This window comes from Mycobacterium sp. URHB0044, from assembly GCF_000620625.1.
GTDB lineage: Bacteria > Actinomycetota > Actinomycetes > Mycobacteriales > Mycobacteriaceae > Mycobacterium.
Genome location: NZ_JIAW01000007.1, coordinates 59,071 through 75,380, shown reverse-complemented (window position 1 = coordinate 75,380; position 16,310 = coordinate 59,071). Strand labels below are relative to the sequence as shown.

The window sequence follows — 16,310 nt, the reverse complement described above, 5'->3', positions numbered from 1 at the left end:
CCTAGCCGATCCAGGCAGCGGCGTCCGGCCCCAACTCGCCGTCGACCAATGGCTGGCTGGAGAGCAGCACCTCGCCGACGGGCAACGCCACGGGATGTGCGCCCGCGTTCAGTACGCACACCACGCCGTCGGCGCAGCGGAACGCCAGCGCTCCATCCGGCGCGTCGATCCATTCCACGCCGTCACCGAGATGTCCACGGCCATGGCGTATCTCGATGGCGCGGCGGAACATCGTCAGCGTCGAACCTTCGACGCCGTCCTGCCTTTCGACAGTCAAGCCCGACCAGTCCGGCGGCATCGGCAGCCAGGTGTCCGGATTGTCCGAGAAGCCGTACGGGGGAGTGTCACCCGACCACGGCATCGGCACCCGGCAGCCGTCGCGGCCCCGTTCGTGGTGTCCGGACCGTTCCCAGGTGGGGTCCTGCAGCACCTCATCGGGCAGGTCGACGTTCGGCAGGCCCAACTCCTCGCCGTTGTAGACGAATACGGTGCCCGGTAGCGCCAGCATCACCAGCGCCATCGCCTCGGCTCGCGCCAAGCCCACCGCGCCACCCCCGTAGCGGCTGACTTCACGTTCGACATCGTGATTGGACAGACACCACGTGGGTGGCGAACCGGCGAGTTCGGCTGCTGCCAAGGAGTTCTCGATCGCCTCCCGAACTCCGGCCGCATCGAACTTCGCCCGTACCAGCCGAAAGTTGAAGCCGAGGTGAAGCTCGTCGGGGCGCAGATACTTGGCGAAGTCGCCGTTGTTGAATACCCAAATCTCGCCGACGGTGACGGCGTCGGGGTGATCGTTGAGAACAGTGCGGATGCTGCGGTGGATCTCGTGTACCCCGTCGTGGTTGAACCGAGGATCGTCGTCATCCAGGGTGAGCATCGGCAGGTCGGGGTTCTTCATGTCCGGCAGGCCCGGCGGCTTGGCCATGCCGTGGGCGACGTCGATGCGGAACCCGTCCACCCCGCGCTCGAGCCAGAACCGCAGCGTCTTCTCGAGGTCGTCGAACACCTCGGGGTTCTCCCAGTTGAGGTCGGGCTGCTCGGCGTCGAACAGGTGTAGATACCACTGGCCCGGGTTGCCGTCGGGCTCCTCGACCCGCGTCCACGCCGGGCCGCCGAACACCGACACCCAGTTGTTCGGCGGGTGCAGGCCGCCCGGGCCGGCGCCGTCGCGAAAGATGTAGCGCTCGCGCTGCGCACTGCCGCGGCCGGCCGCAAGCGCAGCCTGGAACCACGGGTGCGCCGAGCTGGTGTGGTTGGGCACCAGGTCCATCGTGACCTTGATGCTGCGGGCGTGCGCCGCGTCGATCAGGCGGTCCAGCGCGCCCATGCCGCCGAACAGGGGATCGACGTCGCGTGGGTCGGCGACGTCGTAGCCGTGATCGGCCATGGGCGACACCATCACCGGGTTCAACCACAACGCGTCGATGCCGAGTCGGCTCAGATAGTCGAGGCCGGCGGTCACGCCGTCGAGGTCGCCGACGCCATCACCATTGCTGTCGCGGAAGGATCGCGGATAGACCTGATAGAACACGGCGCGGGACCACCACGCCTCGCGGGAATTGGTCACGTCCACCAATCATGCCGGAACTCAGAACGGCGAGTTGACCATCGATTGCGCGGCCATCTCCAGGTAGTCCAACAACGCCTTGCGGTGCGCGTCGTCCAGTGTTTCGGCGTCGATGTCGGCCACCGCGATGTGCATGCACCGCAGCCACGCGTCGCGTTCGATGAAGCCGATCTTGAACGGTGCGTGGCGCATCCGCAGTCGAGGGTGACCGCGCTGTTCCGAGTACGTCCGCGGCCCACCCCAGTACTGCTCGAGGAACATCCGCAGCCGCTCCTCGGCCGCGTCGAGCTCGTCCTCGGGATACAAGGGCCGCAGAATCTCGTCCTCGCGCACCAGCTGGTAGAACTTCGAGACGAGCGACCGAAAGGTCTCGGCGCCGCCGACCTCGTCGTAGAACGAGCGCTGAACGTTGGTCACCGTCCCCATTGTCCTCGTGGCGGGCGGCGTCGCACCGATCGGGGGACCGGCTCGTGCCGTGCGATCACGGCAAAGACGGCCGTGTCATCGAAAGTTCACCAGACTGACCTGCGAACACGTCAAGAATTGTCGTGCGGTCTGCCCCGATCCGTGATGAACTGTCTCCTCGGAGGGCGTATGTCGCAGCGAAAGAGCCGCGGCCCCCGGCATCACGGGACCGCGTTGGGCCTAGTCGGCCACTCGACCGCTCCTGCCCAGACATTGCCGCTGCTCGACGCCCGTCCACCCACCCAGAGCTCCATCTGGGGCCGGCGCCGGGTCCTGCTGCTGAACTCCACCTACGAACCCCTGACGGCGCTGCCCATGCGCCGCGCCGTGATCATGCTGATGTGCGGCAAGGCCGACGTCGTGCACGACGACCCGTCCGGTCCGGTTATTCACTCGGCCACCCGCACCATCGTGGTGCCGTCGGTGATCCGGCTGCGGACCTACGTGCGGGTGCCCTACCGTGCCCGCATTCCCATGACGCGCGCGGCGCTGATGCACCGCGATCGTTTCCGCTGCGCGTACTGCGGAGCGAAGGCCGACACCGTCGATCACGTGGTGCCGCGCAGCCGCGGCGGCGCCCACTCCTGGGAGAACTGCGTGGCGGCGTGCGCATCGTGCAACCACCGCAAGGCAGACCACATGCTCGCCGAACTGGGTTGGTCGCTGCGGTCGGTGCCCCTGCCGCCGAAGGGGCAGCACTGGCGGCTGCTGTCGTCGGTCAAGGACCTCGATCCCGCCTGGGTGCGATACCTGGGTGAGGGCGCGGCCTGAGTGGCCCTTGAGATAACGTTTGCGTCGTGAGCACAGCCTTGGCACATTCGCTGATGGGCGGCGTCCCGCTGCTTCTCCTGTTGGTGTTGATCGCCCTGATCTGGTCCCGCAAGGGCCCACATCCGGCGACCTACGACATGTCCGAACCGTGGACGCACGCCCCGATCCTCTGGGCGTCTGACGAACCTGCGGACCATGGCCACGGCGGCCACGGTTCGCACCTGACGGTGGGAGGCGGCGCAAGTGGCAAGTGGTGAGGTCGCGAAGCTCGTCGATCCGGCGAACCTGCCGGCGGGCTACGCCGTCACGAACAGCGGGCGGATCTCCGGCGTCACCGAGCCCGGTGAGCTGTCGGTGCACTACCCGTTCCCGACCAAGGACCTCGTCGTCCTCGACGATGCGCTGAAGTACGGGTCGCGGGGTTCGAAGGCCCGCTTCGCGGTGTATCTGGGCGACCTCGGTGACGACCCGGCGGCCACTGCCCGCGACATCCTCGCGAAGGTCCCGACTCCGGACAACGCGGTGCTGCTCGCGGTCTCGCCGAACCAGAAGGCCATCGAGGTGGTCTACGGCGCGGACGTCAAGGGGCGCGGCATCGAAGAGGCCGCTCCACTGGGCGTCTCGGCGGCCGCGGCGTCGTTCAAGGAAGGCAACCTGATCGACGGCCTGATCAGCGCCGTGCGCGTGCTGTCCGCCGGCGTCTCACCCCGCTAGTTCCGGCCCAGAAACGACGAAGCCGGTGATCCCCGTGGGATCACCGGCTCTGGGAAATTCCCCGCGTCACTGGTTCGAGTCGTGCCGCTGGGCAATCGCCAGCAGCTCTTCACGAACGGTCGAATGGGGAAGGGCGTTGATCCGCGCATAGAGGCGGCGCCGGTTGATGGTGCGCGTCAGGTCTGCGCGAAACTGCGCGAGGGACATCTTCTCACTCCTACGTTGTGCTCCGGATCACAGAGCGTTGGTTGCTGTGTTCCCGCTTACATGGGGATCGCCCATCTGGAACACCTCTTGATTGTTCGTGTTAACGGCGTGTAAATCAAGCTCTGACATGTGATTTTGCGCTCACCTGTGCTCGACGGCGCCCCTCGTTGAGGCACTGCGCCGCCGATGCGGAAAGCCGCATCTGCACCTCGATTGTTTGCTGGCTCCGACGCTTGCGCGCGTATGCGTTACTTGATTGGGGGAGCAATGAACGACGACGACATCTGGGCCGCAATCGACGATCAGCGCCGGCGCACGACCGACCTGCTCGAGGAGTTGTCGGACGACGAGTGGCGACGCCCGTCTCTGTGTGATGGGTGGACGGTGCGCGACGTCGCCGGGCATCTCACGCTGCAGCAGCTCACCGCGCTCGCGGCGATGCGCTTGGTGATCACCAACCCGCGGGTTCTGGGTGGCACCAACCGGTTCGTCCGCGAATCCGCCCGCAGCCGCGCCGGTCTCCCGACTGAGCAACTGATCGCCGAGATTCGCGCGATGATCGGGTCGCGGCGCCACAACGTCGGCGTCACCAACCTCGAGACACTGATCGACATCTTGGTGCACGGGCAGGACATCGCGCTCCCGCTCGGGCGCGATCTGTCGATGTCGGCCGACGCGGCTGCCGTGGCCGCGAGTCGGGTGTGGTCGACCCGCGGAACCCGATTGGCTCGCGTGTTCGGCCACGTCCCCTTCGACGGGATGCGCCTCACCGCCGACGACGTCACCTGGTCGGTGGGCGATGGCCGCGAGGTGCGCGGATCGATCTCCGCGATTCTGCTGCTGCTCACCGGGCGGCTGGCCGCCCTACCCCGACTGTCTGGAGACGGGCTCGTCGAACTACGCAGCCGCCTACGCGTGAACTAGGCGATGTCGAACGCGCGCGCCCGCAGCGCCCGCTCCACACCGGCACGCCCCTCGATCACCAGCCGGCGCAGAGCCGGCGGCACGTCGCCCGCCAGGAACTCGTCAGCCGCCTCGAGACCGGCCTGGCTGACGTCCCACGAGGGGTACAGCCCGATCACGACGGTCTGCGCGACCTCGCTGGACCGTCGCTCCCACACGCCGGAGATGGCGTCGAAGTACTTGGCGGTGAACGGCGCCAACAGTGCCGACTGGCCGGGCTGCACGAACCCGTTGACGACCGCCCTGGTGGTGATGTTGGCCATCGCGTCGTCCTCGATGACCTGCTGCCAGGCGGCATCCTTGACGACGGCCTGCGGACGGGCCACCGCCGCCGCGGCGGCATTGCGCTTGCCTGCCGCAGTCGGGTCGTTTGCGGCTTCCGCGTCGATGAACGGCGTCTCCGGTCCGTCGGCGTCCAGGTCGCCACTGGCGGCCAGGGCGGTCACGATGCGCCAGCGCAGGTCGGTGTCGACCACCAGGCCGGACAGGTTCACCGCGGCGGGCTCGTTGTCCAGCAGGGTTGCCAGGACGGCGACGTGATTGCGCGAAAGTACCGACGTGCACAGCGCGTTCACGAATGCCAGCTGATGGTCCGACCCCGGCGCCGATTCGCGCGCCAGGTCCAGCAGTGCATCCCCGAACGCCGGCCAGCCGTTCTCGCGTGCCCAGTCCTGGTCGGCGTACGCGTTCAGCGCCGTCTGGGCCTGCAGCAGCAACCGTTGCGCCACACCGACTTCCGTCTCGGCATGCACGCCGCTGATGACCAGTGCGACGAAGTCGCGGGCCTTCATCTCGGCTTCGCGGGTCATCTCCCATGCCGCCGACCACGCCAGCGTGCGCGGCAGGGGGTCGGCGATGTCGGCGATGCGGGTCAGGACAGTCTGCAGCGACTGGGGATCCAGGCGCAGCGAGCAGTAGGTCAGGTCGTCGTCGTTGACCATGATCAGCTTGCCGCGCGAAACACCAAGTAGTGCAGGAACTTCGGTGACCGGTCCGTCGATGTCGAGTTCCTCGCGGTGTACGCGGACCAGCTTGCCGGAGGCATCGTCGTCGTACACGCCGACCGCCAGGCGGTGCACGCGCGTCTCGCCTGCGCCGGGTACCGCGCCGCTCTGGGTGATCGCGAAGCGGGTGAACTTCCCGTCCGCGTCGACGTCGAAGTCGGCGCGCAACGTGTTCAGACCGGTCGTCTTGAGCCACTGCCTGCCCCAGTGCGACAGGTCGCGACCCGACGACTTCTCAAGTGCGCCAAGCAAATCGCCAAATGTGGCGTTGGCGTAGGCGTGGTCGCGGAAGTAGTCGCGCAGGCCGGCGAGGAACGGCTCCTTCCCGACGTAGGCCACCAGCTGCTTGAGCACGCTGGCGCCCTTGGCGTAGGTGATGCCGTCGAAGTTGACCTCGACGGCGTGCAGGTCGGGGATGTCGGCGGCGACGGGGTGGGTCGACGGCAGCTGATCCTGGCGGTACGCCCACGACTTCTCGACGTTGGCGAAGGTCGTCCAGGCCTGCTTGTACTCGGTGGCCTCGGCCTGGCACAGCACCGAGGCGAACGTCGCGAACGACTCGTTGAGCCACAGGTCGTCCCACCACTGCATCGTGACGAGGTCGCCGAACCACATGTGCGCCATCTCGTGCAGCACGGTCTCGGCGCGCCGCTCGTAGCTGTAGCGCGTCACCTTGCTGCGGAAGACGTAGTCCTCCAGGAACGTCACCGCACCGGCGTTCTCCATCGCGCCCGCGTTGAACTCCGGCACGAACAACTGGTCGTACTTGCCGAACGCGTACGGCACCCCGAAGTTGGCGTGGTAGAACGCAAATCCCTGTTTGGTTTCGGTGAACAGCCGCTCGGCATCCATGTACTCGGCCAGCGAGGAGCGGCAGTAGATGCCGAGCGGGATCGTGCCGTGCTCGTCGGCGTACTCGTCGAGCCAGCGGGTGTACGGCCCGGCGATGAGCGCCACCAGATAGGTGCTCATCCGCGGTGTGGTGGCGAACGTGTGCACGCCGTCCTCGGTGGAGGCCGTGGCGCCGTTGGAGATCACCTGCCAATGCGCGGGCGCGGTGACGGTGACGTCGAACGTGGCCTTCAGGTCGGGCTGGTCGAAGCACGCGAACATCCGCTTGGCGTCGGCGGTTTCGAACTGCGAGTAGAGGTACACCTCGCCGTCGACGGGGTCGACGAAGCGATGCAGACCCTCGCCGGTGTTGGAGTAGCGGCAGTCGGCGTCGACGACCACCACGTTGTGCTCGGCCAGTCCGGCGAGCGGAATCCCGGTGGATTCGTCATAGCCGGACACGTCGATCGCGACGCCGTTGAGCGTGGCGCTGTGGATCGTCTCGGCGGCGATGTCGATGACGGTGTCGGCGCCCGCGAGCGCATCGAACTCGACGGTCGTCGTCGATCGGAAGGTGCGTTCGCCAGGCGAACCGGATCCATCGGTGAGGTCGAGAACGATGCGGTAACCGTCGACGGTTACCAGCGCCGCTCGTTCGACGGCCTGATCGCGAGTCAGATTGGGAAGTGCCACGTCGACAAACATAGCGGCCGGTGCTCCCAGGCGGCCCGTTAGAGCCCAGGTATGCCGAACCCGTTGAGCCCACTCAGTTGGTTCAGGAACGTGCCGTTGCCGATCGAGGACATCGCTGACGAGCAGTACATCGAGATGGCGACGCCGGTGAAGAACGCCGCCATCTGAGGGTTGATGCCATTGTTGGTGACGGTGGAGTACACCGACGCCATGGACTTACCGGGTTCGACCAGCATCGGACAGATCGACCGCCCGAGCTGCTCCGTGGAGGCCGCATCGTTGTAGCCAATGCCGGCGTTCGTCAGCGCACCGAGGAAGTTATTGTCGGTAACCGGGTTGGCGTATGCCGGCGCCGCGAGCCCCATTGCCGTCGCGGTCCCGAAGAGAATTGCGGTCAGTGTGCGTTTCGCTTTAATCACAGAAGAAACACTGATTGACAATAGCGACATCGGCAACACGGTTCCGCCGACGCCCCCGGCGCCGCCGTGACCGGCTGTGTCCCCGCTGCCCTCGGAGCCGCCTGCGGGCATCGCGCTCCGGGAATGCAGCACATCACCCGAGTGGTGGGATGCGCTGTGCGCACAGAGCTGTCCGGCCAACGCGCAGCGTTCCTCTGCCCGCAATTTGGGTGCATCTATGGGGTGAATGCCTCATGTGTCGGGGGTGTCCGATCCGGCACACTTTGTGCTGTCCGCACTGCGGTCTGCAGATCTGTCGGTCCGCCGGTGATTCTGAATCCGCGGCCGAGCGTAGTGAAAGGGTTCGTCGATGGCGGTGTGGATTGGCCCTGTCGTCTTGGTCCTGTTCTTCGGATTGGCGTTCTATATGAATGTGCGGATGATCCGGTGGCGTAGGGGCAGCCAGCCGGTGCTGCGACCGCGAGCGCGGTCGTTGGAGTGGCCCGACCCCACGAGCGGAGGTGTGGATTACGCAGCGCACCGTACGCGGAAAGCCGCATCGCAAAGTGCGCTCGGTCGGCCGCCGACCGCAAGGTTGTCCTTCGGTGTGTATTGCGGCACAACGCTTGCCGCGGCCTTCGCACTCGCGCTGCTTGGGTTCTGGATTGGCGCGACGGACCTTCAGAGATATTCCGTGGGCACACCGACGAGGGCGACAGTCACCTACTGCGGGGTCGGCTCGCGTAGTAACTGTGAGGCCACATGGACCATCGGCGGAGTGTCGCAGACCGGCGTGATCAACGGAGGGTTTTGGGACGGTGCAGATCGCGTCGGATCATCGCTCGATGTTCGGGTGTCGAACGGCGAGGCTTTTACGCCGAGATCGGTGCCCGTCGGTTTCGCTTTGGGCGGTGGCTCCCTCCTCGTCGCGCTTTGTGCACTCATAGTGTTGATCAGGAGGCGTTCTCGGACTCGCCGTGAGAGCCGCTCTGCAGCGGGGGAGGGCTTTCCTGGTACAGGCTGAATCCGCGACCCCGGAAACGGTTCGGATTGATTCTCTCTGCGGAGGCACGAGTACTGCTCTGTCGGCGATCGCGTCGGCGTGCCACGAGGAGTCTCAGATCGTTCGAGAGGCCGCCGAAGATGCGGTGCGCCTTGTATCCTCGCTGAGGCTGCCGACCTCGTGGTGGCCGGCCCGGAGCTCACCACCACGTTGATTACGCGCCGGTTCCCGATCGAGGACGCCGTGAAGGCCTTCTGGACGGTCCATGACAATAGGGCGTATTCAGCCTCATGGTCGAGCCCTAGCGGAAAGAGCAACTGCGCACCTAGGGCAACTCCTACCTGTTCAACACGCACCACCACTAACTCAGGCCGATTACGTTGTGCCGCAATGCAGACGGCCAGCAACGGTGTCCGTCGGTGCGGGCGCGAACACTGGAGGTCTGTGCTCAATCCCTAAGAGGTGCTTGAGCCGTGGTCACATCTGCTCAAACGCCTGCAAGCCAGTCCCGCCCCTTGACGCGCGGCCCGACAACGACGCTGCCGCTGGCTCGGAGGAAGCGCGCACCATGAGCGCGAGCGAGTGCGGCCTCATCGCCTAGCTCTGTCTTCGAGTTTCGGGGTCAAGCCGAAAGTCTCAACGAGAGTTAGCCAATCTGTGGCCGAGACCCAATATGCGGGTGGTTCCTGCCAATCCAGCGTGTTGACGCGCCACGCAAACCGATCCGAACTCTCGCGCGGGACCCGCCCCCAGCCGAGACCGCGGGCAACGGGACATCCGATGCTAAGCGTCTCCATATCAGGAATGCGCAGCACCAGCGCAACCCTCGGAAAGCGGCTACCCTTTTCACCTTCTCGAAAGATCCAGTGTGCCGGTTGCGCCCTCACGCGGTTGAGCGGAGCCGACACGGCGGGAGCACTGTTGTTCAGGTGAATCACCGAAATCGCATCTTCGCCGACATCGACGGCGATGCTCGGGTTCGGTAGCGAGGAATCGAACCCCCACGCTGATTTTGGAATCAGCAGACAGCGCGTGGGTACCTCCGGTTCAGGCCCGCGCGCATCCGGCCAGTACCGCGGGCCGATCATCGCGAGAAGCGCGTCGAAGTCTGCAGCCCACATCCACGCCTGGACCGTACTCGTAGGCGGCGCTTCCCGCCGTGTGCGCGCGGCTATCCGATGATCTCGTCCCCCGAGAACAAAGCTCTGAGCGTCCCGCCGAAGGTGAAGCGCGGTTCCCGCCGTCATGCCGCCCGGGAAATCCCATGCGCCCAGCCGTGCATCGTCGAATGAAAGAACTTTTCCGCGCGTGGGATTGACGGTCATTTCGTTGCCGGTCACTAAAATGACAACGTTCCGGCGACGCGCTCGCCCGACGAGGTCGGGGAAGCCGAAAAAGAGCACACACCCGCCGATCACCCAGATGCTGATGGCGATTGGGGCGCTGGCGTCCGAGTAGGCGTCGGGGACCACGGCGTGCACAGCCACGAACAAGAACATCGACGCCGCCCACATCCCGAGAACGAAAGACACCAGACGCGCGGAGCTGCCCGTCGCAGCGAATGCCAGAAACCGGCCCGACGTAGGCGCGACGTCCGGGATTGCGGGTGGCAGATCTGCACGGCGCTGCCGCTCAGCAAGCTGATACTCGAGGTCGGCGATGCGCTTCTCGGAGTCGCCTGCGTCCATCAACAAATAGTCCTAACAACGGTGAAGTTAGGCGGAAGCGCGACCGGGACCAGCTCAACGTGGATCGGTTGCCCCGACGCAGTATCCGATTGATCGCTGACGTATGCCCGGTCCACTGGCGAAGCCCTCAGCTCGCCGCCGCGCTTGGCGGCATCCCGGTGGTTCATCGCTGGAAAGTGTTCCATCCTTAGTTCCATTCGCTTGACGGCCTCAAAGGCTCGCCATTGAGGCCGAGCGCTCCGCCCGCCGTGAAACCGATCGGGCTGACTCGTTGTGGGAGAGGCTGGTTCAGGTCGATACGAATCCTTGTGGGTTTGGGGCGTCGATCTCTACGGCAACCGTCCTGCCGGGTTCGACGGCGCCGAGGCCCACGGGTCGATATCGCGCCAAACTATCGCGTTGTAGGGTGCACGGCCACGGACCTGCACGCTCAGTCGGATCCCGGCAAAGCTTCCGCGGGACTGCGGTGTTCGCTGACACGGGACCCCGGAAGACCGGGAATGCTTGCCCCGGGCGGGTTTACGGGCACATGAATGCAATAGGTGGACACACCCGGTGCACCCGCGGTGGGGGGTTTTCCCCTTCCCAGATGTTGCTAGGTGACCCGAAACGGTCAATAGTGTTGCCCATGCCGTAGTCGACCGCGTACCAGGTGTGGCACACATTCATGTCCCAAATGGCTCGGTTCCACGGGCCGGTCGGCCACTCCATGGATTGCCCCGGGCACCAAACATGGCGGCCTTCGTCGGCCTGCGCAGTTCCCGTGGCGAAGCCCATCACCGTAGCCCCAAGCGTGGCCGCCACTGCCCCTGCCATGAGTGTTCTCTTCACGTCTTCATCCTTTCCATTGAACTGGCACTTGTGCGGTGATCACAATCCATCGGGACTGTGATCGTTGAAAGTGTGGCGAGCTGGAGGCCCTCAGCGCATGAGGCGTTCACCCCATAAAAGCCTCGAACTACAGCGACAGACAGATCGCTGCGACTTCGATGACCCTCTTCGCCGCTCTTCGACTGCTCTAGTGAGGGCTTGCGCTTGGGTAGACGGTGCGGAACTGTCTTGCCTCGCAGGGATTCAGCACCGAGGCGGGTCCACGCCTGTGGTCGCTGCTATGCCGGTAAGGGTTGCAGCGACCAGCGTGCGGAGCCGTTGGACGGGGGTGTTGTTGGGTGACATAGGCAGCTGCGACTTGGATGCGCTGTTGCGGACACTAGCGCGGCGACTATGGCTGGCCGTGTTTGTTCGCCGTCCTGGCCCAAGACAAGTTTGCAATCGGGCGTGCGCTGAGACAGGTCGGATCCGTGAAGTCGAGTTCAGCATGTAATGGCTCTGCCGCCAACTGCGGCTCACGCCCGTACAAACTCATGGCGAACTGCACGTAGGTCGACGTTGCATCAACGGATTTCGCGTCGTAGTCACGTTCCTCGTAGAAGATGGCGGTGGCCCGCTCTCGATCACCTGGATACTTGCTCAGCACAGCGCACGCCCCATAGCCGTATTTGATGACTGGGCACCGAGTGTCGAAGCAGAAGCGTTACCAATGCACGAACCGTGGCTGCCGGGGGATCGTGCGGTAGGAACGATGATTCGGCCCATTGAGCGGTGGCCGTGGAGGGGGTCGTTCCCAAGCGGGTGTGTCGAGGAAACTATGTCAACCAGACTGGGAGCGCCAAGCAGCAAAGGCCCAAAGGAATAGCAAAGCGGCGAGGGCGAAGCAAGTAGGGTGGGTGGCGAAGCCGAGCAGGACGGACGCCGATCCCAGCACCAGAGGTGATCGCCAGGTGACCACAGAGTGACTCGAGCCCAACTCCACCCAACAGCGGTAAATTTCACGCAGGATTCTGCGTGCGGTGGATTCGTCTGAATGGGTGAGGTGGCGGAGTCCCACACCAGTTGTGGCGCTGAAGTTGGGCGGGTCTTTCTGCGTGCGATCGACTGCTGACGGTTGCCCGCTCCGGCGTTCCATTTGGCGTGCGACGAGGTCCAGAAATGCGTCAACCTCATCCTCGTGGTAGCCCGGCCGTCCGAGCGGCGGCTTGGAGAACGCTACGTTGCGCATATCGGCCGCAGTGATGCCACCACTTGCCGCGGGATACCGCAAGGTTGCTTCAACACGGTCGAGGAAAGCGTCAACCTCCTCTTGGTGGTAGCCGCGACGTCCCGTTGTCGCAGTCGAGAAGGCTAGGTCGTGGACATCGTCTGGCTTGACTTCGGGGCGTTCCTCTCGTTCCGGCCGCGCAGGGTGGTGTCCCTGGGCCAACTGGCGTTCCAGATCGGCGATGTGCTTCTCCGGATCATGGTCTGCGTTCACCGTTGGCCTCCTTCGCTCGTGGGCACGCGCATGGATAGTGTGCTGGACCGGATCGCTGAGGTGCATGGGGCGTTCGCCCCATATTTGCCCGCAATGGCTCGACAGGCAGGTGCCTAGTGTGGGACCGGATGTGTTTGCAGGCGAAGCGTGTCGAGTGCGCGGTGCCATTGCGCGCCACCGACTCTGGATCGATCGGTCTGAGCCCGCACACGATTCCGCTCGCCGTCGCGCACGGATATGCCCAGCCGCGTCAACACTCGCCGTCGCACCCCTCCACGGTCGTGCGAGTGATCACCTTCAGTTATGACGACCGACACGAACACTTGTCGGAATTGAAGATCGAAGTCGAGACATAAGCGGTCAGAGCGAAGTCCAGATCGCGGCCGCCCTGTTCGTCGGCCGCAAGACGGCGAACAAACATGTCGGAGCCATCTTGGTCAAGCTGGGCGTTCGCAACCGCGCCCAAGCCGCCGCTGCCTACGCCGCCCAACGAGACTCGTCCAGGGACAACGCTCCTTAGTCCCCTCAACGCCTGCCGGCATCGCAGGATCACACGTGTACCTACGGCGGTGGTGCGAACGCATACGGCGCAAGGGCAGTCAGATAGCGCGCGATGTAATGAGCCTGACATTCGTATGCCTGCGATCGCACGCATATATGGGGTGAATGCCCCATGTGTTGGGGCTGTCGGGCGCGGCACACTTCTGTTGACCCCAACGTGCTCTGCAGATTCGTTGGATCGACAGTGATTCCGATGCGTCTGCATATCGCACCGACAAGCGCACAACGCGCGCAACGAAGGGAGTACTCGGAAATGAATATCGTACCGGCCGGCGCTCAGCGACTCATCAATCGTGTTGACCGCCAACCCAGTCTGGTGATCGCGATCGGCTGCGGCCTGCTCGCGTTCTGGTCGGTTTACCGGATGATCTGGTCGCTGTACCTCTCGATCACCTACAACTTCTTGTTCGGCTCATTCGTGTTCTCAATTGTCTTTTGGGGTGTGATAGGCGCCGTCGCGGCGATGACGGCCACCGGATTTCTCACCCGCTACAAGGCTCCAGAGGCGGCTGACACCAACAAAAGCCACCAACCATGAACTCGATCGCTAGCGCGGTGATCTGTACCGAGCACACACAGGCGACGCATAGCGGATCAACATAATCGATCGAAAGGAAACGACCATGAATCGAATTTCACGGCTTGCGACAACAGTCCTTATGGCCGGCGCCGTCGCGGTGGCAAGTCAGGCGCTGGGAGCAGATATCGCTCAGGCCGATCCGTTCCCTGCCCAGCCACACGACTGGTGCCCTGGTGAAGCGTTGCCATTCAACAACATTCAATGGGACATGGGTGTGTGCCACACCTGGTACACCGTCCCGTTTGGCCAAGGCAACGTGCGCATGGTGGATCTCAAGGGAGATCCCCTTGATAGCTTCATTTCGGCGGACATCCCGGCCCCCCTGCTAACGCCGCCACCGCCGCCACCGCCGCTGCCACCGGGCACGCCGTTCTGCAGCCCGCGCGGAGCCCTGATCATTATCCCGCCGATATGCGATGAGATCGGCGTCGACCTACCGCGCGGATCTGTGAATCACTAGATCACCCGTCAGCGCGACTCACGAATCATGACGCGACCGGTCGGTGGTTTAAGCAGGTCAGCGATTCTTCGTGTAACGACGAACGTGGAGGGTGAATTCGGGCCTGCAACAGTGTGCCTTCCGCGCCGTAAGGCCCGAAATTTGGGGTAAATGCCGCATATGCCGGGACGCGGTAAGACGCGCACACTACCTATTGAGCCGAGACGGCCCGTGTGACCGTCATATGTAAAGGATGCACATTGAGGGAAGTAATTGTCGCCGGCGTCGGGGCCGTGCTCCGATGAACGATATGATATTTGTCGCGTCGAGCGGCGCGATTCAGGAGCGGATCTTTGAGATCGCTGGCCCGGTGTTGTCGTTCGGTCCTGTTGTGCTCTTGGCGTATTTGTTCCTCCGCTACAGGCAGACCAAGGTCCGCGGTCCTTCGGTCAGCGGGACTGCGGAAATATTGTCGCTCAAGGTCGCTCGTTGGGTCATCGGCAATCCGGGTCGTGGAGAGCGTCCCTGTGTGCTGGGGCTACGGGTGCAAGTTCCTGGTCGCGAAGCCTACGAGGTGAGCATCCGGCAGCACATCGAACAATTCGCTTTGGCCCTAAGGGTTCAGCCTGGCCGCATCGTGCCAGTGGAGGTGGGAGAGGCCAATCCCCAGCATGTTCGGATCGATTTGAGCCAGCCAGTGGGATCCGGCGGCCCGCACCGCGTCGTTGTCAACGCGCCGCCCACTGTGCGCTTCACTCAGTCGAGCAGCCCTGAGGTCGTAACGTCTTCCGCGCCAGTAAGTCCGGAAGACTTCGGGGATATCCTTAAGACGTTCGGCGCGTCGCCGAATCCCGGCGTGAGCGCCGATGCAGACCCGGCTGCCCCCGCTCGCCGGTTCGTCGTGGACTGGGCACACGCCGAACTGGGGTCGCTCCGATGAACGTCGACGACCCCGAGACCCGCATCGCCGAACTCGAGCGTCAGCTCACCAAGGCACGGACCGCTGGCCATGAACAACCGGTGCTGCAGCCGGTCCAATTCTGGGCCGAGCACGCATTGGATAAACCGTACAATCGTGACGAGCAGGCGCCCGCCCGGCCCGTCGGGCTAACGAATGTCGAGATTCACAGGCTGCGAGAAGCCTTCGCAGTCGCCGTTGCCCGGGCGGGCATGTCACCTGAACAACTCAACGACGCCCTACCGTCGATCCGGTGACCGAGCAGCCCGCGCGACCACAATCGTTGCGTCCGTTCCTTCGCATGATGCTGGTCGACATCGCGCCGCCGCTGATCGTCTACTACGGGCTGCGGGAACTGGGCATATCCGAGTACCTCGCGCTGCTCAACGCGACGGTGTTAGCCGGCCTCAAGGTCGCCTATGACGCCGTCAAGGCGCGTCGGCTTGATCCGTTCGCCGCCTACCTCATGCTCAATTTCGGTCTCAGCCTGGCAGTGGGGTTGGCGACCTCCGATGCGCGGATGCTGATGGTGGGCGAGACCTTCGTGGGGGGTATCGGTGCGCTGATCTTCCTGGGCAGCTGCGTCATCGGCACACCGCTGACCCAGGTCGTCGCCGCACGTGTCCACCCCGACGACGAGCAGACTCAGGAGGTCGGAGAGGACGCGTTCAAACACCGGGTGCACGTTCTGTTATCGGCGATATGGGGCGTGGGACTGCTGGTGGGCATGTTGGCCAGTCTGGCGATCATCTTGTCGCTGTCCGTCGATGTCGGGAAGGGTGTGAACACCGTCGTGTCGCTTGCCGTCACCGGTGTGCTGCTGCTGGCGACGGTGGTGGTTGCCAAGGCCGCTAAATCGCGGTGGGAACAACGAAAGGATGGCCACGCAGCGTTGAGCCCCACTCATCGTCGACTATCAAGCGGTATGGGGTAGTGCCCAGCATGAATACAGTTGCCGCGCCCATCGGTGACTTATGCCTAGCCCAGACCACATCCGATTCGAGACAAGATCCGATCTACCTCCTTTATTGGACGCAAAACGGGAGGTCATATTTCGACGGTGGGCGCGGGGTAGACGGGCTAAGCTTTTGACTGCGTCCTGACCGACGAAGGTTGCTGACGCCCGTGGCATGTCGACGGCGCACCTCATTGGG

18 protein-coding genes are annotated in these 16,310 nt (G+C 64.3%); 10 read left to right on the top strand and 8 right to left on the bottom strand.

The genetic code is table 11. The features are described 5' to 3' along the window. Nucleotide 1 precedes the first annotated feature (1 nt). Together N536_RS0116200 and N536_RS0116195 are read right to left on the bottom strand one after the other, a co-directional pair. A complete protein-coding gene (locus N536_RS0116200) occupies nt 2–1,570 on the bottom strand; it encodes a glycoside hydrolase family 13 protein (RefSeq protein WP_029114557.1) in 1,569 nt (522 codons plus the stop codon). 21 nt (nt 1,571–1,591) lie between these two features. Then, the gene (locus N536_RS0116195; RefSeq protein WP_197040151.1) at nt 1,592–1,996 is read right to left on the bottom strand and encodes a globin; all 405 of its coding nucleotides are present in this window, start codon (nt 1,994–1,996) and stop codon (nt 1,592–1,594) included. Between the two features lie 168 nt (nt 1,997–2,164). Here N536_RS0116195 and N536_RS0116190 point away from each other — a divergent pair, with 168 nt between their 5' ends. From N536_RS0116190 to N536_RS0116180, 3 genes are read left to right on the top strand one after another with little or no spacing between them, the layout of a single operon-like run. After that, on the top strand, nt 2,165–2,806 hold the full coding sequence (locus tag N536_RS0116190; RefSeq protein WP_029114555.1) for an HNH endonuclease: 642 nt from the start codon (nt 2,165–2,167) through the stop codon (nt 2,804–2,806). A 53-nt stretch (nt 2,807–2,859) separates the two neighbouring features. Next, nucleotides 2,860–3,063: a hypothetical protein gene (locus N536_RS0116185; RefSeq protein WP_036436618.1), complete on the top strand. Its 204-nt coding sequence runs from the start codon at nt 2,860–2,862 to the stop codon at nt 3,061–3,063. Next, nucleotides 3,050–3,520: a DUF5130 domain-containing protein gene (locus N536_RS0116180; protein WP_029114553.1), complete on the top strand. Its 471-nt coding sequence runs from the start codon at nt 3,050–3,052 to the stop codon at nt 3,518–3,520. The genes N536_RS0116185 and N536_RS0116180 overlap by 14 nt, the downstream gene beginning before the upstream one ends. 66 nt (nt 3,521–3,586) lie before the next feature. Here N536_RS0116180 and N536_RS42620 read toward each other — a convergent pair whose 3' ends face one another. Continuing rightward, nucleotides 3,587–3,727, bottom strand: coding sequence for a hypothetical protein (locus N536_RS42620; RefSeq protein WP_197040150.1), 141 nt, complete (start codon nt 3,725–3,727; stop codon nt 3,587–3,589). 267 nt (nt 3,728–3,994) lie between these two features. On the opposite strand from N536_RS42620, the gene N536_RS0116170 reads away from it, so the two are divergent. Next, complete coding sequence (locus N536_RS0116170; RefSeq protein ID WP_029114552.1) at nt 3,995–4,651, top strand: maleylpyruvate isomerase family mycothiol-dependent enzyme; 657 nt, start codon at nt 3,995–3,997, stop codon at nt 4,649–4,651. Here N536_RS0116170 and pepN read toward each other — a convergent pair. From pepN to N536_RS43440, 5 genes are all read right to left on the bottom strand, one after another. Continuing rightward, nucleotides 4,648–7,218, bottom strand: a complete 2,571-nt coding sequence (gene pepN, locus N536_RS0116165) for an aminopeptidase N (RefSeq protein ID WP_029114551.1) — start codon at nt 7,216–7,218, stop codon at nt 4,648–4,650. The two genes, N536_RS0116170 and pepN, sit on opposite strands and share 4 nt — an antisense overlap. A 38-nt stretch (nt 7,219–7,256) precedes the next feature. Next, nucleotides 7,257–7,817 (bottom strand): DUF732 domain-containing protein, encoded by a 561-nt coding sequence (locus N536_RS43555; protein ID WP_369798429.1) that lies wholly within the window; start codon nt 7,815–7,817, stop codon nt 7,257–7,259. Between the two features lie 1,392 nt (nt 7,818–9,209). Beyond that, nucleotides 9,210–10,307 carry a hypothetical protein gene (locus N536_RS0116155; RefSeq protein ID WP_029114550.1) on the bottom strand — a complete coding sequence of 366 codons (1,098 nt, stop codon included), beginning with the start codon at nt 10,305–10,307 and terminating at the stop codon, nt 9,210–9,212. Between the two features lie 1,222 nt (nt 10,308–11,529). Further along, nucleotides 11,530–11,784, bottom strand: coding sequence for a hypothetical protein (locus tag N536_RS0116150; protein WP_029114549.1), 255 nt, complete (start codon nt 11,782–11,784; stop codon nt 11,530–11,532). 174 nt (nt 11,785–11,958) lie between these two features. Continuing rightward, on the bottom strand, nt 11,959–12,618 hold the full coding sequence (locus N536_RS43440; protein ID WP_304413325.1) for a DivIVA domain-containing protein: 660 nt from the start codon (nt 12,616–12,618) through the stop codon (nt 11,959–11,961). Between the two features lie 331 nt (nt 12,619–12,949). Between N536_RS43440 and N536_RS41535 the strand changes: the two genes are divergently transcribed. From N536_RS41535 to N536_RS38620, 6 genes are all read left to right on the top strand, one after another. Continuing rightward, nucleotides 12,950–13,138 carry a LuxR C-terminal-related transcriptional regulator gene (locus N536_RS41535; protein ID WP_081809234.1) on the top strand — a complete coding sequence of 63 codons (189 nt, stop codon included), beginning with the start codon at nt 12,950–12,952 and terminating at the stop codon, nt 13,136–13,138. A 234-nt stretch (nt 13,139–13,372) separates the two neighbouring features. Beyond that, complete coding sequence (locus N536_RS38630; protein WP_369798428.1) at nt 13,373–13,717, top strand: hypothetical protein; 345 nt, start codon at nt 13,373–13,375, stop codon at nt 13,715–13,717. A gap of 85 nt (nt 13,718–13,802) precedes the next feature. After that, on the top strand, nt 13,803–14,219 hold the full coding sequence (locus N536_RS40780) for a hypothetical protein (protein ID WP_064751555.1): 417 nt from the start codon (nt 13,803–13,805) through the stop codon (nt 14,217–14,219). Between the two features lie 280 nt (nt 14,220–14,499). Beyond that, a complete protein-coding gene (locus N536_RS0116125) occupies nt 14,500–15,138 on the top strand; it encodes a hypothetical protein (protein WP_029114545.1) in 639 nt (212 codons plus the stop codon). Continuing rightward, nucleotides 15,135–15,413, top strand: a complete 279-nt coding sequence (locus N536_RS0116120) for a hypothetical protein (protein WP_029114544.1) — start codon at nt 15,135–15,137, stop codon at nt 15,411–15,413. The genes N536_RS0116125 and N536_RS0116120 overlap by 4 nt, the downstream gene beginning before the upstream one ends. Next, the gene (locus N536_RS38620; RefSeq protein WP_231514551.1) at nt 15,410–16,090 is read left to right on the top strand and encodes a VC0807 family protein; all 681 of its coding nucleotides are present in this window, start codon (nt 15,410–15,412) and stop codon (nt 16,088–16,090) included. Before N536_RS0116120 ends, N536_RS38620 begins: the two co-directional genes overlap by 4 nt. The last annotated feature ends 220 nt before the right edge of the window (nt 16,091–16,310 follow it).